The 23,618-nt window shown below is 71.8% G+C and carries 21 protein-coding genes and 3 pseudogenes; 10 read left to right on the top strand and 14 right to left on the bottom strand.

Features of this window, described 5'->3' with window-relative positions; genetic code table 11:
• Both IE247_RS28475 and IE247_RS28470 read right to left on the bottom strand, forming a co-directional pair.
• Positions 1–216: pseudogene (locus tag IE247_RS28475) on the bottom strand (M4 family metallopeptidase); the annotation flags it as partial.
• A gap of 402 nt (positions 217–618) precedes the next feature.
• Positions 619–1,500, bottom strand: a complete 882-nt coding sequence (locus IE247_RS28470; protein ID WP_229869402.1) for an alpha/beta fold hydrolase — start codon at positions 1,498–1,500, stop codon at positions 619–621.
• A gap of 57 nt (positions 1,501–1,557) precedes the next feature.
• Here IE247_RS28470 and IE247_RS28465 point away from each other — a divergent pair, with 57 nt between their 5' ends.
• Entirely contained in the window at positions 1,558–2,163 is a 606-nt protein-coding gene (locus tag IE247_RS28465) for a TetR/AcrR family transcriptional regulator (protein ID WP_190126177.1), read from the top strand.
• An 80-nt stretch (positions 2,164–2,243) separates the two neighbouring features.
• On the opposite strand, the gene IE247_RS28460 is transcribed toward IE247_RS28465, so the two are convergent.
• Genes IE247_RS28460 through IE247_RS28450 form a run of 3 tightly spaced genes read right to left on the bottom strand, consistent with a single transcriptional unit; the run spans position 2,244 to position 4,977 of the window.
• Entirely contained in the window at positions 2,244–2,741 is a 498-nt protein-coding gene (locus tag IE247_RS28460) for a GerMN domain-containing protein (RefSeq protein ID WP_190126176.1), read from the bottom strand.
• The gene (locus IE247_RS28455; protein WP_229869401.1) at positions 2,738–4,285 is read right to left on the bottom strand and encodes an ATP-binding protein; all 1,548 of its coding nucleotides are present in this window, start codon (positions 4,283–4,285) and stop codon (positions 2,738–2,740) included. The genes IE247_RS28460 and IE247_RS28455 overlap by 4 nt, the downstream gene beginning before the upstream one ends.
• A complete protein-coding gene (locus tag IE247_RS28450; protein WP_190126175.1) occupies positions 4,282–4,977 on the bottom strand; it encodes a response regulator transcription factor in 696 nt (231 codons plus the stop codon). Before IE247_RS28450 ends, IE247_RS28455 begins: the two co-directional genes overlap by 4 nt.
• A gap of 134 nt (positions 4,978–5,111) precedes the next feature.
• On the opposite strand from IE247_RS28450, the gene IE247_RS34585 reads away from it, so the two are divergent.
• The 5 genes from IE247_RS34585 (at position 5,112) to IE247_RS28430 (ending at position 9,398) form a co-directional block, all read left to right on the top strand.
• Positions 5,112–5,783: a hypothetical protein gene (locus IE247_RS34585; protein ID WP_229869400.1), complete on the top strand. Its 672-nt coding sequence runs from the start codon at positions 5,112–5,114 to the stop codon at positions 5,781–5,783.
• Positions 5,780–6,865 carry a peptidoglycan-binding protein gene (locus tag IE247_RS28445; protein WP_229869399.1) on the top strand — a complete coding sequence of 362 codons (1,086 nt, stop codon included), beginning with the start codon at positions 5,780–5,782 and terminating at the stop codon, positions 6,863–6,865. The genes IE247_RS34585 and IE247_RS28445 overlap by 4 nt, the downstream gene beginning before the upstream one ends.
• Positions 6,862–7,590, top strand: coding sequence for an ABC transporter ATP-binding protein (locus IE247_RS28440; RefSeq protein ID WP_190126173.1), 729 nt, complete (start codon positions 6,862–6,864; stop codon positions 7,588–7,590). Before IE247_RS28445 ends, IE247_RS28440 begins: the two co-directional genes overlap by 4 nt.
• Positions 7,587–8,783, top strand: a complete 1,197-nt coding sequence (locus IE247_RS28435) for an ABC transporter permease (RefSeq protein ID WP_190126172.1) — start codon at positions 7,587–7,589, stop codon at positions 8,781–8,783. The genes IE247_RS28440 and IE247_RS28435 overlap by 4 nt, the downstream gene beginning before the upstream one ends.
• 135 nt (positions 8,784–8,918) lie before the next feature.
• The gene (locus IE247_RS28430; protein WP_190126171.1) at positions 8,919–9,398 is read left to right on the top strand and encodes a hypothetical protein; all 480 of its coding nucleotides are present in this window, start codon (positions 8,919–8,921) and stop codon (positions 9,396–9,398) included.
• 19 nt (positions 9,399–9,417) lie between these two features.
• On the opposite strand, the pseudogene IE247_RS28425 reads toward IE247_RS28430, so the two are convergent.
• Positions 9,418–10,388: pseudogene (locus IE247_RS28425) on the bottom strand (aminoglycoside phosphotransferase family protein).
• A 3-nt stretch (positions 10,389–10,391) separates the two neighbouring features.
• Positions 10,392–11,669 carry a GNAT family N-acetyltransferase gene (locus IE247_RS28420; RefSeq protein ID WP_229869398.1) on the bottom strand — a complete coding sequence of 426 codons (1,278 nt, stop codon included), beginning with the start codon at positions 11,667–11,669 and terminating at the stop codon, positions 10,392–10,394.
• A 102-nt stretch (positions 11,670–11,771) separates the two neighbouring features.
• Here IE247_RS28420 and IE247_RS28415 point away from each other — a divergent pair, with 102 nt between their 5' ends.
• Positions 11,772–12,842 carry an NAD(P)-binding domain-containing protein gene (locus tag IE247_RS28415; protein ID WP_373305622.1) on the top strand — a complete coding sequence of 357 codons (1,071 nt, stop codon included), beginning with the start codon at positions 11,772–11,774 and terminating at the stop codon, positions 12,840–12,842.
• Between the two features lie 13 nt (positions 12,843–12,855).
• Here IE247_RS28415 and IE247_RS28410 read toward each other — a convergent pair whose 3' ends face one another.
• The 5 genes from IE247_RS28410 to IE247_RS28390 all read right to left on the bottom strand — a co-directional run bounded on the left by IE247_RS28410 (position 12,856) and on the right by IE247_RS28390 (position 17,933).
• A complete protein-coding gene (locus tag IE247_RS28410; RefSeq protein WP_229869397.1) occupies positions 12,856–13,854 on the bottom strand; it encodes a methyltransferase domain-containing protein in 999 nt (332 codons plus the stop codon).
• Positions 13,811–14,965: an MvdC/MvdD family ATP grasp protein gene (locus IE247_RS28405; RefSeq protein ID WP_373305621.1), complete on the bottom strand. Its 1,155-nt coding sequence runs from the start codon at positions 14,963–14,965 to the stop codon at positions 13,811–13,813. The genes IE247_RS28410 and IE247_RS28405 overlap by 44 nt, the downstream gene beginning before the upstream one ends.
• A gap of 125 nt (positions 14,966–15,090) precedes the next feature.
• A complete protein-coding gene (locus tag IE247_RS34580) occupies positions 15,091–15,258 on the bottom strand; it encodes a hypothetical protein (protein WP_229869395.1) in 168 nt (55 codons plus the stop codon).
• 79 nt (positions 15,259–15,337) lie between these two features.
• Entirely contained in the window at positions 15,338–16,018 is a 681-nt protein-coding gene (locus IE247_RS28395; protein ID WP_190126169.1) for a SpoIIE family protein phosphatase, read from the bottom strand.
• Between the two features lie 667 nt (positions 16,019–16,685).
• Complete coding sequence (locus tag IE247_RS28390) at positions 16,686–17,933, bottom strand: helix-turn-helix domain-containing protein (RefSeq protein WP_190126168.1); 1,248 nt, start codon at positions 17,931–17,933, stop codon at positions 16,686–16,688.
• Positions 17,934–18,055: 122 nt separating this feature from the next.
• Between IE247_RS28390 and IE247_RS34575 the strand changes: the two are divergent.
• A pseudogene (locus tag IE247_RS34575) lies at positions 18,056–18,304 on the top strand (flavoprotein); the annotation flags it as partial.
• 192 nt (positions 18,305–18,496) lie between these two features.
• Here the strand turns inward: IE247_RS34575 and IE247_RS28385 are convergent.
• Positions 18,497–20,326, bottom strand: a complete 1,830-nt coding sequence (locus IE247_RS28385) for an ABC transporter ATP-binding protein (RefSeq protein ID WP_190126167.1) — start codon at positions 20,324–20,326, stop codon at positions 18,497–18,499.
• 129 nt (positions 20,327–20,455) lie between these two features.
• Between IE247_RS28385 and IE247_RS28380 the strand changes: the two genes are divergently transcribed.
• Positions 20,456–20,932, top strand: a complete 477-nt coding sequence (locus IE247_RS28380; protein WP_190126166.1) for a MarR family winged helix-turn-helix transcriptional regulator — start codon at positions 20,456–20,458, stop codon at positions 20,930–20,932.
• On the opposite strand, the gene IE247_RS28375 is transcribed toward IE247_RS28380, so the two are convergent.
• On the bottom strand, positions 20,910–21,731 hold the full coding sequence (locus IE247_RS28375; RefSeq protein WP_190126165.1) for an SDR family NAD(P)-dependent oxidoreductase: 822 nt from the start codon (positions 21,729–21,731) through the stop codon (positions 20,910–20,912). The two genes, IE247_RS28380 and IE247_RS28375, sit on opposite strands and share 23 nt — an antisense overlap.
• 300 nt (positions 21,732–22,031) lie before the next feature.
• On the opposite strand from IE247_RS28375, the gene IE247_RS28370 reads away from it, so the two are divergent.
• Positions 22,032–23,531: a Gfo/Idh/MocA family protein gene (locus IE247_RS28370; protein WP_190126164.1), complete on the top strand. Its 1,500-nt coding sequence runs from the start codon at positions 22,032–22,034 to the stop codon at positions 23,529–23,531.
• The last annotated feature ends 87 nt before the right edge of the window (positions 23,532–23,618 follow it).

Genomic DNA, 23,618 nt, shown 5'->3' with positions numbered 1-23,618 from the left:
GGTCGCGCTCCGGGCCCGTATCAGCCCGGCGCGCTGCGCGGGGGTGAGACTCGCCGGCAGCGCGCCGGGATCGGCCTTGCCCGCCTGCGCGGCGGCGGGGGGAGCGGCAGCGGGCGCGGCCGCCGATGGACCGGCCTGGAAGCCGACGGCCAGCAGGGCGGTGGTGACTGCGAGCGCGCCGGCCATGGTGGTGCGCCGACGGTATGTGGATCTCACACGAGCTCCTTCTGCGAGGGGGGTTGCGGGACGGCCCGTGGAGGCGGTCCCGGGCAGAGCGATGCGGAGCAGTGGTGCAGCGGACGGGGGAAGAGTGACAGGAGTGACACTTACCTGTCAGGAGCACGTCACACATTGGCCGGAACTCCTCCGCCGCCGATGCCCCTCGCGAACGAGAAGGCCTAGGGCCTGTCTGACGGATCAGGCTGGATCAGGGAGCGGGGTCTGGTGCCGTGGATCGCAAGGCGGAGGATGGGGGTACCACCCGGGCGAAGCCCAGGGGGAGAGCCAATGTGGTGTATTGGCGACCGACGACAACGCGGCATGGGGGCACCTCCCGGGCGAAGCCCAGGGGGAGCGGTGCCAGGGCTCGCGAGCCCAGCAAGATCCGTCAGACAGGCCCTAGAGCTGTCCGACCGGCCTCGTGTGCGTGGTGCGGATGAACTCCTCGATCAGCTCGGAGATCAGCTCCGGCTGGTCGCGCATGACCCAGGTCATGCTGTCGGGTACGGCCCTCAGCCGGGCGGAGGGGATTGTGGCCGCGAGCCGCTCGCCGTGCTCGTACGGGAAGAGCCGGTCGTCCGGGGCGAAGGCGATGAGGGCCGGTCCGTCGAAGGAGGCGAGTTTCCGGGCGGCGTCGAGCAGGGGGGCCGGGTCGAAGCCCCGGGTGACCTTGGCGCAGTCGCGGCGGACGGCGGGGTCGGCGAAGAAGGCGGCGGTCCATTCGTCGATGAGGTCGTGGGGCAGGGCCCGCTTGGTCAGCAGGCCGTAGGCGGAGGGCAGTCGGCGGAGGGCGCGCAGCCGCAGGGCCTGGAGGATCAGGGTGAGCGCTCCGGGCACCCGGGCCGCCGGGACGAGCGGTTTGAACACGGCCGGGGGACAGTTGTCGAAGCATTCGCCGCCGGTGAGCACCAGCCGTCCGATCCGCTCGGGGTGGTCGGCGGCGACGATCTGGGCGACGGCGGTCCCGAAGTCATTGCCGACCAGGGTGACATCGCGCAGATCGAGCGCGGTGAGCAGATCGGCGACCAGCCGGGCGATGCCCGGGAGGCTGAGGTCGGCGCCGGGGTCGAGGGGCAGCCGGTGGGAGCCGAGCGGCAGATCGGGGATGACGCACCGATGACCGGGGGTCAGCCGGTCGACGACCGGCTCCCACAGCCGGCCGTCCATGAGATAGCCGTGCAGAAAGACCACCGGCTCCCCCTCCCCGGCCTCCCGGTAGTGGACGGCTCCCTGAGGAAGCGTGAGCTGCGGCATGTCGTACACCCTTCGCGTCAAATTCACATACAGACTGTACGTACGTAGAGTGCATGCAGAATGTACGGAACTCAAGGGGGCAGGATGAAATCGACCGGCAGCAAACACGAACAGCGTTCCCGGGCGACGCGGGCCGCGCTGGTGGCCGCCGCCCGGCCGCTCTTCGGGGAGCGCGGGTACGCGGGCGTGGGCACGGAGGAGATCGTGCGGGCGGCGGGGGTGACGCGCGGGGCGCTCTACCACCAGTTCCGGGACAAGACGGATCTGTTCGACGCCACGGTGCAGGCCGTGGAGGCCGAGGTCACGGGGCTGATCGCCGCCCGGGTCACGGCGACGGCGGCGGATCCGGTCGAAGCCCTCCGGGCGGGCGCGCGCGCCTTTCTCGACGCCTTCACCGAGCCGGATGTGGAACGGATCCTGCTGCTGGACGCCCCGGGAGTGCTGGGGTGGCGGCGCTGGCGCGAGATCGGCCAGGAATACGGACTCCGCCTCGTCACGACGTCTCTGACGGCGGCGATGACGGCCGAGGCGGCGGCGGCCCGGCCCGTGGTGCCGCTGGCCCATGTGCTGCTGGGCGCGCTCAACGAGGCCGCCCTCATGGTCGCCCACGCCGAGGATCCGGTGGCCGCCCGCGTGGAGATGACCGAGGCCCTGGACCAGTTGCTGGACGGGCTGCTCGTCCAGGGCTGACGGCACACACCACCGGGGACACCACCGGGACGCCGTCCGGGATGCCCCCGCCGCTCACCCGGGCTCCGGGCCCGCCCGTCTCAGCCGTTGAGGAAATCCGCGCACCGGTAGGGCCCCTGCTCGGAGCCCACCGAGGGCCGCAGGGTGACCTCGACCTCGTCGGCCCTGACCTTCGGATCGAAGACGGACTGGGCGCTCGCCAGTGTGCACACCAGCTGTCCGGTGCCCTGGGCGCGCTCCACCTCCGCGTAGTGGCCGTCGATGTCCACGGTGACACGGGCGCCCTTCCCCGTCGCCGAGTATCCGCCGTCGAAATGGAGGACGGTGCTGAGCCCGTCGCGCCGGTCGGCTTCCGAGGGCCCCTTGAAGAGGACCTTCACCACGGCGGTGAGGCCGTCGACGCCGATGTCGAGGAGGGGCGCCGCGCGCAGTCCGCCGGCGGACGCGAAGTAGATCCTTATGCCCCGGGTGAGGCCGGACGCGGGCTCACCCGCGCTCACCACTCCTGTCGGCTGGACGCCGCAGCCCATGAGGGCGATCCCCAGCGCGCCGATCACCGCCCCCTGCCGGATCCTCACTCCGCCTCCTCCTCCGTGCGCCGCAGGGGAATCCGCAGCGTGAACACCGCGCCCCGCCGCGATCCACCGCCCGTGCCGGACGCGTCGGACACGTCGGACACGTCGGACACGTCGGACACGTCGATCGTGCCGCCGTGCAGCCGCGCGTTCTCCAGGGCGATCGCCGTGCCGAGGCCGCTGCCCTGTCCGCTGTCGTCGGCCGCGCCGCGCGTACGGGACTCGTCCGCCTTGTAGAAGCGGTCGAAGACGCGCTCCCGGGCCTGGGCGGGGATCCCGGGGCCGTGGTCGGCGACCTCCAGCGTCACCCACTCCCCACCGGCCCCGTCGGTCCCGTCCGCCGCGCGGTCCCTGCGCTCCGTCCGGAGGGTCACGGTGACCGGCGGGGCTCCGTGCCGCAGCGCGTTGCCCACCAGATTCGCGACGATCACATCGACGCGACGCCGGTCGACCACCGCCCGTACGCCCTCGTCGAGGTGCGTCCGCACCCGGTCCGTCCAGCCGCGCAGCGCCAGCGACGCCCGTACGGTGTCGGCGAGATCCGTCTCGGCCGCGTTCAGCCGTACCGCCTTGGCGTCGAAGCGGGAGATCTCCATCAGGTCCTCGACGAGCCGGGCCAGCCGGGCGGTCTCCGCGCCGACGGTACGGGCGGCTCGCGCCGCGTCCGGCGGGAGCTGGTCGGCGTCCTCCTCCAGGACGGTCGCCACCATCGTCATCGCCGCGAGGGGGGTGCGCAGTTCGTGCGAGACGTCCGCCACGAAGCGGCGGGCCCTGGCCTCCTGCTCGCGGAGTTCGGCGTCGGATGCCTGGAGCGCGTCGGCGGTCTCGTTGAACGTCCGCGCCAGGTCGGCCAGCTCGTCGTGGCCGGTGACGGCGACCCGGCTGCCGAGGTCCCCGGCCGCCAGCTCACGGGTGGCCCGGCCCAGTTTCCGTACCGGACGCAGGACCGTGCCCGCGGCCAGCAGCGCCAGGACGGCGGCCAGCAGCACCACCGGCACGGTGCCCGCCCGTACGGAGTCCAGCAGGGCGGCGGTGTCGTCGCGCTCGGCCCGCAGATCGCCGATCGAGAAGACCTCCAGGCCGGAGGCGCGGCGGTCCCCGTCGGCGTACTTCACGGGCATGCCGACGACGAGATAGGGCTCGCCCCGCCACATCACCCGCTGGAAGCGGGCCTCGTCCCCGATGTGCACGGCGGTGCGCAGCTCAGGGGTGATCCGCTCCTCCGTCTCGGCGCGCGAGTCGGAGACGGCGACCCGGTCCTGGTAGCGGGCGACCACGAGGCGGGCGCCGATGCCGTCCGAGACCTTCGCCGCGAACCGCGACAGCGACCGCTGGTCGGGCGGTATGTCGAAGTCGGCGGCGACTTCCTCGACCTGCTCCCGGAGGTCGTGCACGGCGGTGTTCTGGGTGCGCTGGAGGACGGCGGTGCGGGCGTCCCGGTAGGCGAGGGCGGTCGAGGTCACCGCGCTGACGAGGGCGACGAGGATGAAGGCGACGACGAGCCGGAGGCGCAGGCCGCCGACGAGCCGCCGGGAGCGCCGCTTCACAGCGGCCCGAAGCGGTAGCCGAAGCCGCGCACGGTCTGGACGTATCTCGGCTTCGCCGGTACGTCCTCCAGTTTGGCGCGCAGCCGTCCGACCGCCGCGTCCACCAGCCGGGAGTCGCCGAGGAAGGTGTGGTCCCAGACGGATTCGAGGAGCTGTTCGCGGCTGAAGACCCGGCCGGGCGAGGCCGACAGCTCCAGCAGCAGCCGCAGCTCAGTGGGCGGGAGCGGGACCGGAACGCCGTGTTTGGTGACGGTGAGACCGGCGCGGTCGATCACCAGACCGGCGAGGCCCGCCTCCGTACCCCGTACCGGCGCGGACGGTTCCGCGCGTCGCAGGGCGGCCCGGATACGGGCCTCCAGGACGGGCGCGGTGACCGGTTTGACCACATAGTCGTCCGCGCCGGCCTCCAGGCCGGTCACGATGTCCTGGTCGTCGCCGCGCGCGGTCAGCATGATGATCGGCAGGGCGGTGGTCCTGGCGCGGATGCGGCGGCACACCTCGAAGCCGTCCATGCCGGGCAGCATCAGGTCCAGCACGGCCAGCTCGACCTTCCGGCCGGCCGGTCCGTCCAGCAGGGCGAGGGCTTCCTCGCCGGTGGCCGCCGTGTCGATGGCGTACCCGTGCCGGCGCAGCACAAGCTCCATTCCGTCCCGTACGGAAGCGTCGTCCTCGATGAGCAGCACATGCGGCATGCGTTCGATTATGGCTGCCGAATGGGGTGGCCGACCGCCTTCATCGGGGGTGGATTCGCAGGTCGGAGGCATTGTTACCGTCCCATCACATGGTCATGGACGGGCCATCATGTGGTCTGCCGAGGGTGGAGGGCATGAGCCCGAAGAACACCTTCCGTTTCACTGCGCGGCGGCGTCTGACCGCGCTCGCCGCCGTCCCCGTCCTCGCCTTCTCGGCGGCCTGCGGCGGCGGTGACGACAGCGCCGACGGCGCGAAGAGCCACGGCGTCGCCGAGGCCCCGGCCGCTCCTTCCTCCTCCTCGGATTCCTCGGATTCCTCGGAGCCCGCCGAGGCCGAGAAGTCGAAAAAATCCGGTACTTCCGGGAAGAGCGCCTTCTACGACACCCAGATGAAGTACGTCCAGTGCATGCGCGCCAAGGGCGGCTACCCGGACTTCCCGGACCCCCGGCTCAGCGGTTATCTCGACTGGGCGAAGATCAATGAGATCGGCTCCCAGCCCGGCCGCAACGAGGGCATCAAGGGCGGCAAGAACCGCGCCTGCGTCGACGAGCTGATGGCCGCGGGGTCGGCCGAGCCCAGGCGCGACGCGCAGAAGGATTACGAATCCCTGCTCACCTACTCCAAGTGCATGCGGGACAACGGCGTCTCCCGGTTCACCAACCCCGTGATGACCGGCGGAAACGTGATGCCCGGCGGCGACCCCAACCCGGCGAGCCCCGCCCTCGACCCGGGTTCGCCCGCGTACAAGAAGGCCGAGAAGGCCTGCGCGCCGGGGCTGCTCGAAGGCCTGGAAGGAATGGCGTGAAGCACCGATCCGCCTTTCTCGCGCTCGGCGCGGCGACCGTCGCCGCCGCCGTCACCGGGGGCGTTCTGTTCCTCGGTGACGGCGGCGGCCCGGACGGCCCCGCGAAGGACGGCGAGCTGCCGCCCGCCACCGCCGCCGTCGTCCGCACCGACCTCGTGCGGTCCAAGACCGTCGACGGCAGGCTCGACTTCGCGCAGCGCCGCGCCGTCAAGGCCGCCGTCGACGGCACCGTCACGGTCGCCGCCCCCGAGGGACGGACGGTGACCATGGGGCAGGCGCTGTACGAGCTGAACGACAAGCCCGTCACCCTCCTCCACGGACCGGTCCCGATGTTCCGCGAGATGAAGGTGGGCGACCGGGGCAGCGACGTGCTCCAGCTGGAGCGCAATCTGCGCGATCTCGGGTACGGATCGAAGCTGTACGTCGACGTCTGGTACGGCAAGGACACCGAGGCCGCCGTCAAGCTGTGGCAGAGGAGCCTGAACCGCGACACCACCGGCAGGGTCGGCAAGGGCGATGTCGTCTTCCAGCCGGGCCGGGTCAAGGTCGCCAAGGCCGACGCGGCCCTCGCCGACCAGGTCGGCCCGGGCGAGACGGTCCTGACGATCGCCTCCCCCGTCCCCGTCGTACGGGTGCGGCTGGAGCAGGGCGACGGCGCGCTCGCGTCGAGCGGGACCAAGGTCGAGGTCACCCTCCCGAGCAGGAGGACCGAGGCCGGCAAGGTCGTCGGCACGGTGCGGCCGGAGGGCTCCGAGGACGGGGGCGGGGGCGGCGCGGGCTCGCAGGACGGCATCACCGTCGAAGTCGTCCTGGACGGCGGGACGAACGCCGTGAGCGGCGAGGACGCCAAGGTCGCGGCGAGCGTGAAGTTCGTCAGCGAGGCGCGCGAGGGCGTCCTCGCGGTGCCCGTCGAGGCGGTGCTCGCGCTGCGCGGCGAGAACGGGGGGTACGGACTCCAGGTCGTCCGGGACGGTACATCGAGGATGGTCCGGGTGGAGACGGGGATGACCTCCGACGGACAGATCGAGGTGTCGGGGCCGGAGCTGCGCGAGGGAATGAAGGTCGGAGTGGCGAAGTCATGACCCTTCCCCCTCCGGCTGATTCCTCGCCTCCGGTGGTCGAGCTGCGGGACGCCGCCAAGTCCTACCCCGGCGGCGTCCACGCCCTGCGCGGGGTGAACCTCACCGTCGCGGAGGGCGAACTGCTCGCCGTCGTCGGCCCGTCCGGCTCCGGGAAGTCCACCATGCTCAATGTCATGGGCACCCTCGACAAGCCCACCACGGGCACCGTCAAGGTCGCCGGGTACGACGTGTCCGCCCTCTCCGACTCCCGGCTCTCCGCGCTGCGCGCCCGCCACATCGGCTTTGTGTTCCAGCAGTTCCACTTGGCGGCGGGGCGGGACGCGGTGGACAACGTCGCCGACGGGCTGCTGTACGCGGGGGTGCCGCTGCGGGAACGGCGCGCGCGGGCGCGGGAGGCGCTCGCCAAGGTGGGGCTGGACCATCGCGGCTCGCACACGCCCAACGAGCTGTCCGGCGGCGAGAAGCAGCGCGTGGCCATCGCCCGCGCCCTGGTGGGAGAGCCAAGGCTGCTGCTGGCGGACGAGCCGACCGGGGCGCTGGACACCGCGTCCGGGGCGATCGTCATGGAGCTGCTGCACGAGCTGAACGCCTCCGGCACCACCATCTGTGTGATCACCCACGACAACGGGATCGCGGACTCGCTGCCGCGCCGGGTCCGCTTCAAGGACGGCGAGATCGTCTCGGACTCGTACTCCGTTTCCCCTGTGGAAGGGGCCGGCCGATGAGCGGGAACGACCTGAAACCCTCGCGTCTGTCCCCCCGCGACATCCTCCGCGTCGGCGCGGTCGGCCTCCGGGCGCGCCGCGCGCGCGTGGTGCTCTCCGCGCTCGGCATCGCCATCGGCATCGCGACCATGGTCGCGGTCGTCGGTCTGTCCGAGTCGAGCCGCTCGGACCTGATGGCCCGGCTCGACCGGCTCGGCACCAACCTCCTCACCGCCGAGGCGGGGGAGGACCATCTGGGGAACCGGATCAAGTTCCCCAAGAGCGCGGTCGCGATGGTCGAGCGCATCGGCCCGGTGGAGCACGCCACCGCCACCGCCAATGTCGACGCCCGCATCCGCCGCAGCGATGTGGTCCCCGACGAGCGCACCGCCGGAGTCACCGCCCAGGCGGCCCGGCTCGATCTGCTCTCCACCCTCGGCGGCGAGGTCGCCAAGGGGGTCTGGCTGGACCCGGCGGGCGAACGCCTCCCGGTGACGGTCCTCGGCTCGGTCGCCGCCGACCGGCTCGGCATCACCCGTACCGGCGAGACAATCATGATGGACGAGACCCGGGTGGTCGTCGTCGGCATCCTCGAACCGATCGAGCTGTTCCCCACCCTGGACCGGACGGCCATGGTCGGATTCCCGGCCGCCGAGCGGTACTTCCGCTTCGACGGCCGCCCCACCACCGTTTTCGAGCGCTCGACGGACGCCTCGGTCGAGGAGGTACGAGCGGTCCTGGGCCGCACCATCAGCCCCGGCGACCCGGCGGGCGTCAGCGTCTCCCGCCCCTCCGACGCCCTGGCCGCGAAGGCCGCCACCGACAAGGGTCTGACGGCCCTCATGCTCGGCCTCGGCGCGGTCGCCCTCCTCGTCGGCGGTGTGGGCGTCGCCAACACCATGGTCATCTCCGTTCTGGAGCGCCGCCGGGAGATCGGCCTCCGCCGCTCCCTCGGCGCGACCCGCAACGCCATCCGCCTCCAGTTCCTCACCGAGTCCCTCCTCCTCTCCGGCCTCGGCGGCACGGCGGGCGCCCTCCTGGGCGCCGCGGCCACCTATGCCTTCGCCCACTTCCAGGGCTGGACCGCCGTGGTTCCCCCCTGGTCCCTCGCGGGCGGTCTCGCCGCCACCCTGCTGATCGGCGTGGTCGCGGGCCTCTACCCGGCGATCCGCGCCTCCCGTCTGCACCCGACGGTGGCGCTGAACGCGACCTGAGACGACGGCGTACGAAGCCCCCCGAGTGCCCCCGAGTGCCGCCCCCGTGGCGGGGGTGGCATCGTACGGGCCATGGGAGCGGCCGAGGAGAGAGCGGGACAGCGCACTTCACCCACTTCGCCACCGGGTGAGCGGGTGTCCCTGGTGGAGGCGGTGTGGCGCTACCGGGTGGGCGGGATACGCCCGGAGGAACTGCCGATGATCGCCGCCGAGGCGCTCGCGGCCGGGCTCGGGGCCGACTCCCCGGCGCTGTGCGAACTCGCCGGGCTGCCGCGCAACGCCGACAGCCGCGACATCCGCGAACTCTTCGAGCCGGCGGTCTCCGAGTGCGGCATCGAGTGGCCCGATCCCGGCCCGGCCCACCGCCACGCGCTGCGCCGGGCGGCGGCGCGGCTCCTGGCCGGTGAGCTGTCCCCGGCGGAGCTGGCGTACGGCGACGAGCGGCCGGAGGAGGCGGCCGAGACCGCCGAGGAGAAGTCGTTCGTGTCGCTGATCCCACCGTGCGACTGCTGCCTCGAATACACCGTGGGTCTGGACCGGCGGACGTGGGAGGCCGAACTCCGGGCCGCCGCCGTCGCGCTGGTCGAGTCGCCGCCGGTCGGGCCGGGGCGCTGAGGATCCCTTCCGTACCGGTCTACACCGGCGGCTCGGTGAGGAGTTCCAGCAGACAGTCGGCGCTCTCCGGCGCGCCGGAGGCTCCCGGGAAGAGCCGGACCCAGGCGCTCGCGCGGGCGATCGCGCTGAGCCTCGATGCCAGGGTGAGGGCGTGCCGGAGTTCGGCGGCGGTGCGGCCGTGTCCCGTCCAGGGTTCCAGATAGGCGTCCCGGAGGCGGGGCAGCACCCCGGGTCCGTGCTGTTCGCGGGCCGAGCGGGCGGGGACGGGAAAGCTGGCGAAGGGGTGGGAGACGGCGGCGTCGCCCCAGTCGAAGAAGGTGAACCGGCCGGGTGACGGGTTGAAGAGCTGCCCGGCGTGCAGATCCGCGTGGTCCAGGGAGTCGGCGACGCCCAGAGCGGCGAGTTCCGCGCACCAGCCGGCCAGGCGCGGCGGAGGGCGAGCAGCCTCGCCCGGTCCTTGGGCCGCAGTGCGGTGTTGCCTTCGAGCAGGCGGTCGAAGACCTCGGGCAGGGCGGTGGTGCGCGCGCCCGGGACGCCGAGCCGCTCGATCTCGCCGGAGCGGGGTGTGAGCGCGTACTGCATGGCCGCGTACTGGCGCAGCGGCTCCTCCCAGGCGTACGGGTCGGCGGGGCCCCGGCCCAGCACCTCCTTGAAGAGGTCCCCGCCGTCGGGGAGCAGGGACCAGCCCCGGGCGGGGTCGACGGCGAGCGGCTCCAAGGCGTTCCCGGGCGCCCAGCGGGCGAGTGCCGAGGTGAGCGCCGCCTCGAAGGCGCTGGCGGGCGGGTTGGCCTTGAACCAGACGGCGCGGTGTCCTTCGACGGGCACGCGCATCAGGACGGACCAGGGCCGCAGCCGGAGTCTCCGCCGCCCGGTTCCGCGCAGCCCGTGCGCGGCGAGTCCTTCCTCGATCCATCGGACGGCGGCGTCCCGCCAGGCGTCCTGCTCCCAGGGGGTGATCGTGTCGGGGTAGCCGCCCCGGTCGATGATCATCGTCTAGTAGGGCAGGTAGTAGCTGAGCACATCTGCGGTGAGCGGCGGGAAGAGCGCCCGGAACAGCTCCTCGTCCCCGGCGTAGACGTCGGGGCGGATCCGGGACAGCCCCTCGATTCCATGGGGGCCGAAGAGCAGCGCGGGCAGTTGGTCGGGGGCGACGGCGAGGCCGCCCACGGCGCCCGGGTTCTGCATGGGGCCGCCGGTGACGATGTCGCCGAGGCCGTCGGCGAGGACCGGGATCCGGTAGTGGGCGCCGAAGGTGGAGATGACGATGTCACGGCCGGTGCGGTCCGTACCGGAGCCGGGACCGGTCCCGGGACCGGCTCCGGCTCCGGCTCCGGCTCCGGTGAGGCGCTCCCACAGCAGCGGCCGCAGCCGGTCGAGCAGCACGGGGACGTCCGGTATGCGGACGTAGTACTGCTCCGCCTGTCCGCGCGGTTCGTGTTCGAGGAACTCCCGCCAGGCGGCGGCGGTCACGGTGCCCGCCCGGTGGACGACCCGCACCCGGCTGTCGGGGGACAGCGCGGCGACGGCTCGCAGCAGGGCCCGGGCGGAGGACTCGTCGCGGGCGGCTGCCTCGGCGAGGAGCGGTCGGCCGCCGGGGGGTGTGGTGCGGCCGGTGGCGATGACCTCGCCGGCCTCTTCAAGGACCCAGGTGGTGCTGGCGTCATGGGCGGTCAGCCAGCGCAGACAGGGCTCCGAGTGCGGCATGGCCACATCGAACCCGCTCTGGGCGGCGCTCTGGAGGGCCGCCACGGCGGGGAGGTCGGCGGGGCGGGCGGCGCGGAGCACAGGGCTTCCCTCGCCGGGCGGCGGGGCGGCGGCGGTGAGGGCCTGCGGTATGTCGATGGCGTACTCGTAGCCGAACAGCCGGTAGAAGTACGGGATCCCGATCATCGCCTGCATGACATGGCCACGGTCGGCGGACCGGTCGTGGGCCCAGCGCATGAGCGCCCGTACGAGTCCGCGCCCTTCGTGCTCACGGTCCGTGGCGACCAGCTCGACCTGTCCGGCGGGCAGCTCGACGCCGCCGATGCGCACCTCCTCGTCGAGGAGCGTCGCGGTGGAGACGACTCGGTCGCCGTCGACGACCACGGCGCAGGCGGACCAGCCCGCCTCGGGGTCCATGACGACCAGCCGGTGATCCACGGCGTCGGCGGCCTCCCCGCGCTCGGTCAGCAGCGCGCCGATCCCGTCGAGGTCCGAGGGCCGCGCCTCCCTCAGAACGAGGCCGTCGGGCAGGGAGAGGTTCACAGAGGGGGCTTTGATCGCGTTCACGGCGCGACTTTCGCATCGCCCGGACGGCCCGGTCCATCGATTTTCCGCCCGGGGAAGATCCTGGCGGCCCCTCGAGTTAGTAGAAACGTGAACGATACCGGGGTGCGGAATGTGGACGTGGTGGTCGTCGGCGCGGGGCAGGCGGGTCTCTCCGCCGGTTACCACCTGCGACGCGCCGGGCTGACGCCCGGGCGTGACTTCGTGGTGCTCGACCACTCGCCGAGGGCCGGGGGCGCCTGGCAGTTCCGCTGGCCCTCGCTGACCTACGGCAAGGTGCACGGGATGCACGCCCTCCCGGGCATGGAGCTGACCGGGGCGGACGGCTCACGCCCCTCGTCCGAGGTGATCGGCGAGTACTTCACCGCCTACGAGGAGCGCTTCGGGCTGCGCGTCCGGCGGCCGGTCGACGTCACCGCCGTGCGCGAGGGCGAGGGCGGCCGGCTCCTCGTGGAAACCCCGGAAGGCGACTGGTCGACCCGTGCGCTGATCAGCGCCACCGGCACCTGGGACCGGCCCTTCTGGCCCCGGTACACAGGACAGGAGACCTTCCGGGGGCGCCAGCTGCACACCGCCGGCTACCCGGGTCCCGAGGAGTTCACCGGCCTGAGAGTGATCGTCGTCGGCGGCGGCGCCTCCGGCACCCAGCACCTGATGGAGATCGCCCCCTACGCCGCACAGACCTTCTGGGTGACCCGGCGGCCCCCCGTCTTCGTCGACGGCGACTTCGGCGAGAACGCCGGCCGCGAGGCCGTCGCCCGCGTCGAGGAGCGGGTACGCCAAGGCCTGCCGCCCCAGAGCGTCGTCTCGGTGACCGGCCTCCCCCTCAACGACGCCGTCCGCCGCGCCCGCGAGCAAGGCGTCCTCGACCGGCTCCCGATGTTCGACCGCATCACCCCCACCGGCGCCGTCTGGGCCGACGGCCACTCGGTCGAGGCCGACGCGATCCTCTGGGCCACCGGCTTCCGCCCCGCCATCGACCACCTCACCCCCCTCAAACTCCGCAAGCCCGGCGGCGGCATCCGCATGGACGGCACCCGAGCCGTCCGCGACGACCGCATCCACCTCGTCGGCTACGGCCCCTCCGCCTCCACCATCGGCGCCAACCGCGCCGGCCGCGCCGCCGTCCGTGAGATCGGCCGCCTGCTCGCCCGCGAACCCGCGCTCGTCCATTAGGCCATTTCGCCCGTCAGGCGCGGAGCTGCCAGTGTCTGCCCGTGGGTGCGTGCCAGGCGTACATCCGTCCGTCCGGCTCGCGGGTGACGCCGTACCGGGTCTGGTCGGGCCGGTCCTGCCCGGTCCACCAGGTCCAGGTCTCTTCGACGCGCTGCCACAGTTCCGCCGTGCCTCCGTACGTCACCGTCGCGGGCCGGTCTGTGGCATCGGCCAGGGGTGATCGGGCCCATGAGCCGTCCGGCGTCTGGAGCTGGAGGGACATGGCTCCGGAGTCGTCCAGGTGGTAGACGAGTTCGGCATCGGTCAGGGACAGGGCCAGGAGCAGCCGGAAGCCGTACTCGCTTCGGATCTGTGCCGCGCCGACGGCCGTGGGGCGGGTGAGCGTCTCGGGGGCGTACGGGGCCCGCTCGGTACTGGGGTAGGAGGTGGCGCTGGTGCGGGCGGGCATGAACCGGCCTGCGGTACGGGTGAAGTGCCCCCGTGCGGTGCCGTCGGGCTCGACGGTGAGGCGGACGAGACCGCCCTCCACACCGCAGTCGAGATCGGCGACGATCAATCCCCCCGGCCGGGTCTGCGCGATCCACGCGGCGGGGATGCGCGGTACGGAGCAGGTGGCGATGATCCTGTCGAACGGGCCTCCCGAGGGGTGACCGTCCTGCCCGTCACCGGCGACCAGCGAAGGCGCGTGTCCGAGCCGGGCGAGCCGCGTCCGAGCCGCCCCGACGAGCGCCGGGTCGATGTCCACCGAATACACCCGCCTGTCGCCGAGCCTGGCGCACAGCAGGGCCGTGTTGTACCCGGTACCGGTCCCGACCTCCAGGACCCGGTGCCCGTCGAGGACCGCGAGGTCTTCGAGCATCCCCGCCATCAGACTCGGCTGCGTGCTGGACGACGTCGCGAATCCCGTCCACGCGGTCTCGTCCACCCGCTCCGAGGTGTCCGGGTCGAGCGCGGTGACGAGGGTGACATCACGGTAGACCTGCGACAGCCCGCCCCCATGAGCGTGCCGCATGCGCCACACCGTGATGCCCCGGCCGTCCGTCTCCTGTTCGTACCAGCTCGGTACGAACACATCCCGGGGAACCGCCGAGAACGCGGCCGTCCATTCGGGCGACCGCACCGCACCGGCCCGCCGCAGCCGGTCCGTGAGCGCCTCCATGTGTGACTGCCGCGCATCCGCGCCGCTCAGCGCTGTCATGCTGCTCCCTGGAGTTCGTCGGCGATGGCTTCCGCGATCGGCTGTCCTGTCGCGTGCGCGATCCAGTCCCACTGCCCGCACGGGTTCGCTTCCAGGAAGGTCCACTCCCCGGACGCCTCTGCATGAGGCGTTGTACACCTTCGGCGATGTGGGGCGGGGTCTTCGCGCCGACATAGCTGAGCGCACCGTAGTCGGTGCGCCAGTCCTCGTGCGCGGCCTTGCTCCCCGCGTGCACTTCCGCAGCGAACATCGCGTCACCGACAACGGTGAGCCTGATCTCGTACGCCTTGTCCAGCCACGCCTGGAAGAGGCGCGCGGTCGTGCCGATCCCGGCCAGGTCGCCCAGATCCCGCGCGGTGAGCTTTCGGGTGTAGACGACCTTCAGCTCGTCACTCTCGATCAGTACGGGGCTGGAGAGCGGCTTGCAGACGATGGGGCCCGGCATCTCCTCGGCGAACGCGCGCACGTCGTCCGCCCGGTTGGTGACGAGAGTGGGGGCGATCCGCAACCCGGCTTCCCGGGCGGCGGAGAGCTGAACCGGTTTGTACTCGGCACGCGCCATCGCCGCAGGATGGCTGACCCACCGGCACCCGTCCAGGGCATTGATCACGCCGCCCAGCCCGGCACGGGCCTGAGCCCCGGCGAACCGCCTCTCAGAACCGCTCATCGCCTCGGGGAACACGAACGCGCCCGGTGCCCGGCAGTAGACGGCATCCACTTCGGACAGCTCGATCTCCCGCCGACAGGTGGCGAGGCCGCCCGTCCAAGGACGGCTCTGATCGATCCGGGCCCCGATCGAGAGCGCCTGGGGGAAGTCTGCCGTGTCCATACGGAAGACCGTCCGGCCACGGTCGGCCAGAATCCTCACGATCCGGTCGGTGGGCCAGTCGTCGCGCGCGGCGACGATCAGGACGGAGGGGCTCATCAGTCCTTGGCCCCTTCATCCAGCTTCGGCGGGTTCTTGATGTTGCCGTCGGGGACGGTCGCCTTGTGGGTGTTGGCCATGCAGGTGACCAGCATGCCGTCCAGCGTGAGCGACACCTGCCGGGCCTAGTCGTAGCGAGCCTCCGGCACCACGGTCACCTGGTGCGAGTCCGGGCGCCGGGCGAACCGAAGGATCCAGGGCCGGGTCTCCGGACCGGTCGGCGGCTCGAAGCTGCGCGGGAGCCGCCCGTCGACCGGGAAGGCGTCCCTCGGATGAGCGATCGCAGTCGTCACAGTGACCTCTTTCTCGACGATTCCACTTGGATGAAACGGACGTGTTCCGGGACGGGCCGCTACCGCCGGACCGGAGTGGTCATCGGGCTGGCCGCCGGAACTCCCGCACAGGCCCGCCGACGCTGATGACGACGGCCGTCGCGTCGTCGCGCTGCCCATCCGCGTCCGGCCCGGCCGCCGCCACGAGAGCGTTGGCGAGGGCCTGCGGATCGGCGGCGTACTCGCGGGCGAGGGCCTCCAGCGTCTCGCGACCCGGGTCGGCACCGTCAGAGAGGAGCATCAGCAGTTCCTCCGCCGGTGCACCGGACGGGACCACGGTCGGCGCTACGGCGGTCGCCAGGGAGACGTGAAGGCGCTCCCCCACCCCCTGGGGAACCGTCCGCACGATCAGCCGCTGGCCGTTCCAGCCGTACGCCACCGCATCCCCCGCCCCACAGATTTCAACCTCCCGTCCGGGGCAGACGACCGCGACAACCACAGCCCCGTCCGGCCCGGCCCCTGCCCCGGGCTCCGCCACGAGCCCGGCCGCCGTCAGCACCCCCGCGACCGCCCCCTTCCCCGCCCCGATCCTCGCCGCCGCCCACGCCAGACGCTCCGCGAGCACGGGCGCGCCCTGGTCGTGCCCGGCGAGATCGACCACGGCGGCCGCGATCACGCCGTCCGACGCGGTGAACACGGACGCGGCGTCCGCGTTGTTGGGGCCGGTGCCCTGCCGGGTGGCTGTCGCCACGGTGACGACGGGGGTGCCAGTGACGGTCATCAAGCCCTCCCTTGAGACGGGTTGCGGAGGCAGGACCGGGACAGGTGGGTTCGCAGCTCGCCACCGGGGAGCAGTTGGACAGGGCCTCCGGTCGGTTCGGCCCACGGCGGGGTGTCCCAGCGGACGTCGTGCGACGGGGGCAGCGGTACCCAGTCGTCCGGCCCGGTCCGGACCGCTACGACCGGCTGGGAGCGGGCGCTGAGCGCGGCGGTACCGGTGCCCGGGAGGACGAGGAGCGCGGCATGCCGACTGGGCAAGTACAGGCAGGGGACAGGTACAGGGGCCTCCGCTTCCAGACGGACCATCGCGGCCATGGCGACGGGATGGGGCATCACCAGGGCGTCGAAGCAGATCGTCTGGCAGATGATCGAGGCGCTGGGCGTCTCGCGAAGCTCTTGTCCGATGTCGGTGTGCCGGGTTCCGGGTCGGGGGTGCGCGCCGGGGGTGGGGCACGTCGGGTTCTGGCAGGTGCAGCCGGCGCGGGGTCGGTACCGGTGGCCTACGGCAATGGGCCAGCCGAGGGTCTGGGTGTAGGTGTGCGCCGCCGCCTGGGGGTCTTGGGTCCTCAATCTCCCACCACTCAAGTGATCGTCCGTGCGCTTTCAGTGACGATCCTCAGGGTGGCGAGATGACGACGGCGCACCCCCTAAGAAATCTAGGGGGTTTCTCAGCGCGCGAGTTCCATGTTCCTGACCAGGTACGACAGTGCGGAGGCCTGCGACGGGACACCGATCCGCGCCATGTCTGCCACCGCTGCCCGGGCCATGGGGTCGCCGAACACGTAGTGGGGGGCGGCGGAGGCCGCCGAGCGGAGTTTTGTGACTGCGGAGGCGTTGCGGCCCATGCGGTGCAGTGCCCGCGCCTCATCGATCGCGAAGTGTGTGCGGCGCTCTCGGCTCGGCACTGTGGAGACATGCACTTCCGGCACCGTGGTGAGGCCGGTCTCCGGCTGGTCGACTTCCACTCCCACTTCGGCGGCGTGCACGGCGACGGTGCCTCGGCCGAACACCGTCTGCGATTCCAAGTCGTAGAACTCTGGGCCCAGCCGGTCAGCGTCTTCGAGCGCGGCACTTACGCGTGCCCATGCGTCCGTACCCCGTGTGGCACGCGCGTGGGCGATGGCGCACCGCAGATGCAGGGCACCCCGCATGGCGAGAGCAGCGGTCGGCGGCTGAGGCGCGGCGGCGAGCGGCTCCAGGTCCCGAAGAGCCGCCTCAGCGACCACCACGGTCTCCGCCAGCGACGCCTGATGCAGAAGTGCTCCGCAACGGTCCCAAGCCACTCCCGCTTTCGTGATGGGATCGTCCAGGGCGGTTGCGGCTCCGGCGGCCACCTCGGCGGCGGACCATGCCAGATCCGGATAGCCCAGGGAGTTCAGGCACATGCGTGCCGTACGGGCGGCGTCGACCATGAGTCTCAGCGCTTCCTCACGGATACGGCCCTCGGCCGTCAGGAGCGCTCCGTTCAGATCTTCGATCATGGCGGGAAGCAAGCTCGCAAGGCGCGGCAGATTGGCTGCCTGGCGGGCACGATTGGCTTCCCAGGACGCGGCATGCATCCGGGCCGGCTCTGTAGTGGTCGTCCCATGTTGGGACAGTCCAGGGTGCCCGGACAGAATCAGCCCGGCCCTGCGAAGCCCCGCACGCAGGGCGGGGATGTGCGCGTGGGCGATGGCACCGCTGTGATGCTGAAGCCGGTAGGGCTGCCCAAGGAGCCAGACCACGTCCACATCGGTCTGGTCGGCGATGGCGGTGATGACGGAGTACCGGTCGAGAGGCTGTCGCCCGCTCTCCACGTTGGCCATCCACGACTCGGTACGGCCGAGGAAGTCAGCGAGTTGAACTTGCGAGAGACCCGCCGCATTTCGTGCGATGCGTACGCGAGTACCGATGTGCTCATGGGCAGGAAGAGGCATGTTGGGGCTCCTGTTCTGACCTGGACACTCAGAACGCTACCCGCGCGCCCATACACCGGAGCGTCGATCGCCTCTGATTCCGGCTGAGGTCAGGGGCGATCGCGTGTGTGGTCGGATGGACCATAACGACGATCTATCTGTTCGGGGGGCACCGCACCGCCGGTCTTCGAAGTCGGCACCGTGATCCAGGATCTTCAGTCGCGCGGGGTGGATGTGTGCCTCGGGTTGACGCCGACTGCGGCGGACTGGCTGCGCGACGATCTGGCGCGCTGGAGGAGCTGACCGGGTATCCGGTGCGCTCGCGGTACAAGCGTCCAGGCACGCCGGATGTGTGGCCGAAGGCGGACGTGATCCTCTTCGCCCCGGTTACCGCTTCACGCCGAACCAGCCGGGTGAGAAGCGCCCGTAGCCCTGGCCGGCGGCGGTGGACGAAGCCCTCCGTAAGGTCGCCTAGGCAGTGAGCCCACAGGGTACGGGCAACCCCGCGACGGCCTGTCGCTGCATCGCAGGGCCTCACGGAGCCAATCAGGTCGGCCGCACCGCCCTCCATGAGATCGGTCGGGTCAGGAGGCGACGGCGGGGGCCTTCGCGTGCGCGTCTCGGCGGAGCAGCTCCGCGTAGTGGCCGTTGAGGTCGAGGAGTTGTTGGTGGGTGCCGCGTTCGGTGATGCGGCCGGAGTCGAGGACGATGATCTCGTCGGCGTCTCGGACGGTGGAGAGGCGGTGGGCGATGGTGATGGTGGTGCGGCCGGCGGAGAGGGCGTCGACGGCTTGTTGGACGGCTTGTTCGGTGCGGGTGTCGAGGGCGCTGGTGGCTTCGTCGAGGACGAGGACGGGTGGGTCGCGGAGGATGGTGCGGGCGATGGCGAGGCGTTGTTTCTCGCCGCCGGAGAAGCGGTGGCCGCGCTCGCCGACGAGGGTGGCGTAGCCGTCGGGGAGGGAGGCTATGTGGTCGTGGATCTGGGCGGCGCGGGCGGCGGCCTCGATCTCTTCGTCGGTGGCGTCGGGTTTGGCGAAGCGCAGGTTGTCGGTGACGGAGGCGTGGAAGAGATAGGCCTCTTGGGAGACGACGCCGACGGCGCGGGCGAGGGTGTCGAAGTCGAGGTCCCGGACGTCGACGCCGTCGAGGGTGACGCGGCCGGCGGTGACGTCGTAAAGCCGGGGGACCAGACAGCCGAGGGTGGACTTGCCGGAGCCGGTGGCTCCGACGACGGCGAGGCTGCCGCCCGCCGGGACGGTGACGTCGAGGCCGTGGAGGGTGGGGCTCGGCTGGGCGGGGTCGTAGGCGAAGTCGACGCGGTCGAAGCGGACCTCGCCGCTGACCTTGTCGAGGGGGACGGGGCGCTCGGGTTCGGTGATGTCGACGGTGAGGTCGAGGTATTCGAAGACTCGCTGGAAGAGGGCGAGCGAGGTCTGCATGTCCACTCCGGTGGAGAGCAGGCTCACGGTGGGGCGGAAGAGGCCCTGTTGCAGGGAGACGAAGGCGACCAGGGTGCCGATGGAGATGGCGGGGCCGCCGCTCTGGAGGGCGACGCCGGCGGCCCAGTAGATGAGGGCGGGCATGGCGGCCATCACGATGCCGATGGTCGACATGCGCCAGCGGCCGGCCATGCTGGCGCGGACTTCGAGGCCGACGAGCTTCTCGGACTCCTCGGCGAAGGAGCGGGTGAGGGAGTCGGAGCGGCCCATGGTGCGGCCCAGCAGGATGCCGCTGACCGAGAGCGACTCGGTGACGGTGGCGGCCATCGCGGCCAGCTGTTTCTGGCGCTGGGTCGTTATCTTCTTGCGTTCGTTGCCGACCCGGCGGCTGATCCAGACGAAGAGCGGCAGCAGCAGGAGTGAGACCGCGGTGAGCCGCCAGTCCAGCGCGAGCATCGCGACGACGGTGGCGATCACTGCCGTGAGGTTGGAGACCAGCGAGGTGGCGGTGGAGGTGACGGTCGCCTGCATGCCGCCGATGTCATTGGCTATGCGCGACTGGACCTCTCCGGTGCGGGTCTTGGTGAAGAAGGCGAGGGGCATCCGCTGGAGCTGCGCGTACACCGCCGTGCGCAGGTCGTGCATGACGCGCTGGCCGACGGTGGTGGAGATCAGGGTCTGGAGGACTCCGAAGACGCTGTTGAGGACGGCGGTGAGGATCATGCCGAGGGCGAGCAGGCTGAGCAGCCCGGTGCGGCCCTGGGGGATCGCGGTGTCGAGGATCTCGCGCAGCAGGAACGGCGAGGCGACGGAGACGAGCGAGGCCGCGCCCACCAGCAGGCCGACGAGGGCGAGCCGGCCGCGATAGGGGCGGAAGAGCCGGAAGATCCGCCGCAGCTGCGCGGGCGGCTGCGGCTGCCCGGATCCACCGGCTTCTCGGGCGGGGGGTGTCCACGGGATCGGTTCGGTGCGCATGGGCTCCTTCGAAGGTGCGGGGAGGACCGGCGGAGCCGGAATCCGGCCCGGCGGGCCCGGGCACTCCTTGAGAGCATAGCTCACTGTTACCTATGTACACAATGAATGGAGTCCTGATACTGTTCTCGTATGAGCACCTCCGACCCTGAGGTCCTGCTGGCCGAACAGCTGCTGCGGCTGAACCGCCGCCTCCACCGCAGCCAGAAGCGGCAGCTGGAGACGGCGGACATCGAGATCACCCCCGCCCAGTCGCGGCTGCTGCGCGTCCTCACGCACTATGAGTCGGCCCCCCGCATGGCGGACATAGCGGCCCGCCTGGAAGTGGTGCCGCGCGCCGTGACCACCCTGGTCGACGGGCTGGAGGCGAGCGGCTGTGTGCGGCGCGCGCCCGACCCCGCCAACCGGAGGGTGACCAGGATCGAGCTGACCGACACCGGCAGGGCCACCCTGCGCGTGCTGCGGGACGCCCGCCGGGCCGCCGCCGAGGACATACTGGCCCCGCTCACCGCCGAGCAGCGGGAGGTCTTCGGCGAGCTGATCTCCGCCCTGGTGGACGGCCCGGCCGTGCCCGGCGCCCCGGGGGTCAGCCCGGAGCCGTGCGGCTGAGGGACTCCCAGGCGAGGTACTGCTCGGTCCGCGCCCGGCCCATCTCCAGGACCTGATCGAAGGACCGGCCGCCGACGATCAGCCGGCGCGGCGGGTCCGGCAGCGCGGCCAGCTCCATGATGACGGGCGCGGCCGTGGCCGGGGCCGGGCCCGCGCCGTCGCCCCACATCTCCGCCAGCCGGGCGCGGAGCGCGTCGTAGGCCGGGTCGCTCGCGGCCTGGGTGGTACCCGAGGTGAAGAGCCCGGTGTCATAGCCGCCCATCTGCACAGCGGTGACCTTGATCCCGAACTGCTCGACCTCCATCGCGAGCGCCTCGCTGACCGAGTCGAGCGCCGCCTTGCCCGCCCCGTAGAAGCCGACGGAGGCCATGCCGCCGCCGCTGCCCATCGAGGTGATCTGAAGGATCCGCCCGGAGCCCCGCGCCCGCAGATGGGGGATCACGGCCTGGGCCACCCACACCGCGCCAAAGAAGTTGACGTCGAGATGGTCCCGGATCTGTGCCTCGGTCGCCTCCTCCACCATGCCGTACAGCAGACCGCCCGCGTTGTTCACCACGACATCGAGCCCTCCGAAGGCCGCCGCCGCCCGCTCCACCGCCCGGAAGACGGCCCGCCGCTCGGAGACGTCCAGAGGGAGACACACAAGGTCATGCGGATATCTCTCGGCCAGATCGGCGAGCGGCTCGATGTTCCGGGCCGTCGCGACGACCTGCTCCCCGGCGGACAGGGCGGCTTCGGCGAACGCCCGGCCCAGGCCCCTGGAGGCACCGGTGATCAGCCATGTCCTGGCATTCGTCACAGAATCAACTCCTTCATCGACTGCGGCGACGGCGGCAGCAACGGCGGCGACGGCGAAGCCGCACCCCACCGGGCATCGGCGGCCGGCGTCGCGACCCCACCTCCCTCAACGCGACGAAACGATCCGTCTCGCCATAAACGCTAGTCGCTCCTCCCGCCCCACGCCAAACCGGTTTCCCCGTTCACCGGTCGCGCCGCAGTCCAATCCGTGCTCTTGCGCACCCCCCGCATCAACGGCCAGGGTCCTCCACGAGGTTGAGACGACAACCGACCGCGCACCATCAGCGCTTGTGGAGGCTCGATGAATGACGCATCAGCGGCACCGCACGACGGCCGGGACCACCGGGCCGGAGACGGCGACCGCGACGGCACCGGCGAGAGCCCGGTGAGCCGCCGCCGGGTACTGCGGACCACGGCGGGGGCCGCCGGGGCCGGAATCGCCCTCGGCGCGCTCGGCACCGGCGCACCGGCCGCCGCCACACCAAAGGCAGAAGCCGGGACCGGGACCGGGACCGAAACGGAAGCCGAAGCCGAAGCGGCGGCCCCCGCCCGGCAGGGCCGGACCATGGCCGGGGTGCCCTTCGAACGGCGCGGCACGATCAGAGTCGGGGTCGTCGGCCTCGGCAACCGGGGGCAGAGCATGCTCCCGCTCTTCCTCGCCATGCCCGGCGTCCAGATCACCGCCGTGTGCGACCCGGTCGTGGCGCAGGCCGAGCGCGCCGTCGCCCGGGTGGTCGCGGCGGGCCGCCCCGCGCCCGCCGTCTACACCAACGGCGAGGACGACTACGAGAACCTCTGCGCCCGGGGCGACCTGGACCTGGTCTATGTGGCGACCCCCTGGGAGCTCCACTTCGAGATGGCCAAGACCGCCATGCTGAACGGCAAACACGTCGGCGTGGAGTGTCCGGCAGCGATGCGGCTGGACGAGCTGTGGGCGCTGGTCGACCTCTCCGAGCGCACCCGCCGGCACTGTATGCAGCTGGAGAACTGCTGTTACGGCAGGAACGAGATGCGGGTGCTGCGGATGGCTCACGCCGGACTCTTCGGCGAACTGCTGCACGGAGCGGGCGCGTACAACCACGATCTGCGGGAGCTGCTCTTCCACCCGGACTACTACGAGGGCCCCTGGCGGCGACAGTGGCACACCCGGCTGCGCGGCGATCTCTACCCCAACCACGCCTTCGGCCCGATCGCCAACTACATGGACGTCAACCGGGGCGACCGAGCGGTCTCCATCTCCAGCTTCGGCACCCCCGCCCTGGGTCTCGCCGCCTACCGAGAGGCCCATCTGCCGCCGGGCGACCCCAGCCGGAAGGAGTCGTACGTCTCCGCCGACCGGACGATCAGCATGGTCCGGACGGCGAAGGGGCGCATCATCCGGCTGGAACACGATGTCTCCTCTCCGCACCCCTACAGCCGGATCAACAGCCTCGGCGGCACCAAGGGCGTCTTCGAGGACTTCCCCGCGCGGATCTATCTGGAGCCCGAGCACTCCAACCACCAGTGGGGCAGCTTCACCCCGTACGCCGAGTGGGACCACTGGCTGTGGAAGGAGCACGCCAATCCGCCCGGCGGCCACGGCGGCATGGACTACCTCATGGTCTTCCGGCTGACGCAGTGCATGCGGCTGGGGCTGGTCCCCGACTTCGATGTGTACGACGCGGCGACCTGGACGGCCCCGGTGCCGCTGAGCCATGCGTCGATCAAGGCCCAGGGCGCGCCGCTGCCGATCCCCGACTTCACCCGCGGTGAGTGGCGGAAGAAGCGCAGCGGTATGGATTCGGACAAACCTTCGGAGTAGAAATTCACGCGCGGGCCCGCGCGGAGACCCCGCACGGGCCCGCGCAGACCCCCGGACGGTGCGATACCACCCGGTACGTCTGGCGCG

It is taken from the genome of Streptomyces inusitatus (assembly GCF_014651115.1).
Taxonomy (GTDB): Bacteria; Actinomycetota; Actinomycetes; order Streptomycetales; family Streptomycetaceae; genus Streptomyces; species Streptomyces amakusaensis.
This window is presented reverse-complemented; position numbering and strand designations above follow the sequence as displayed.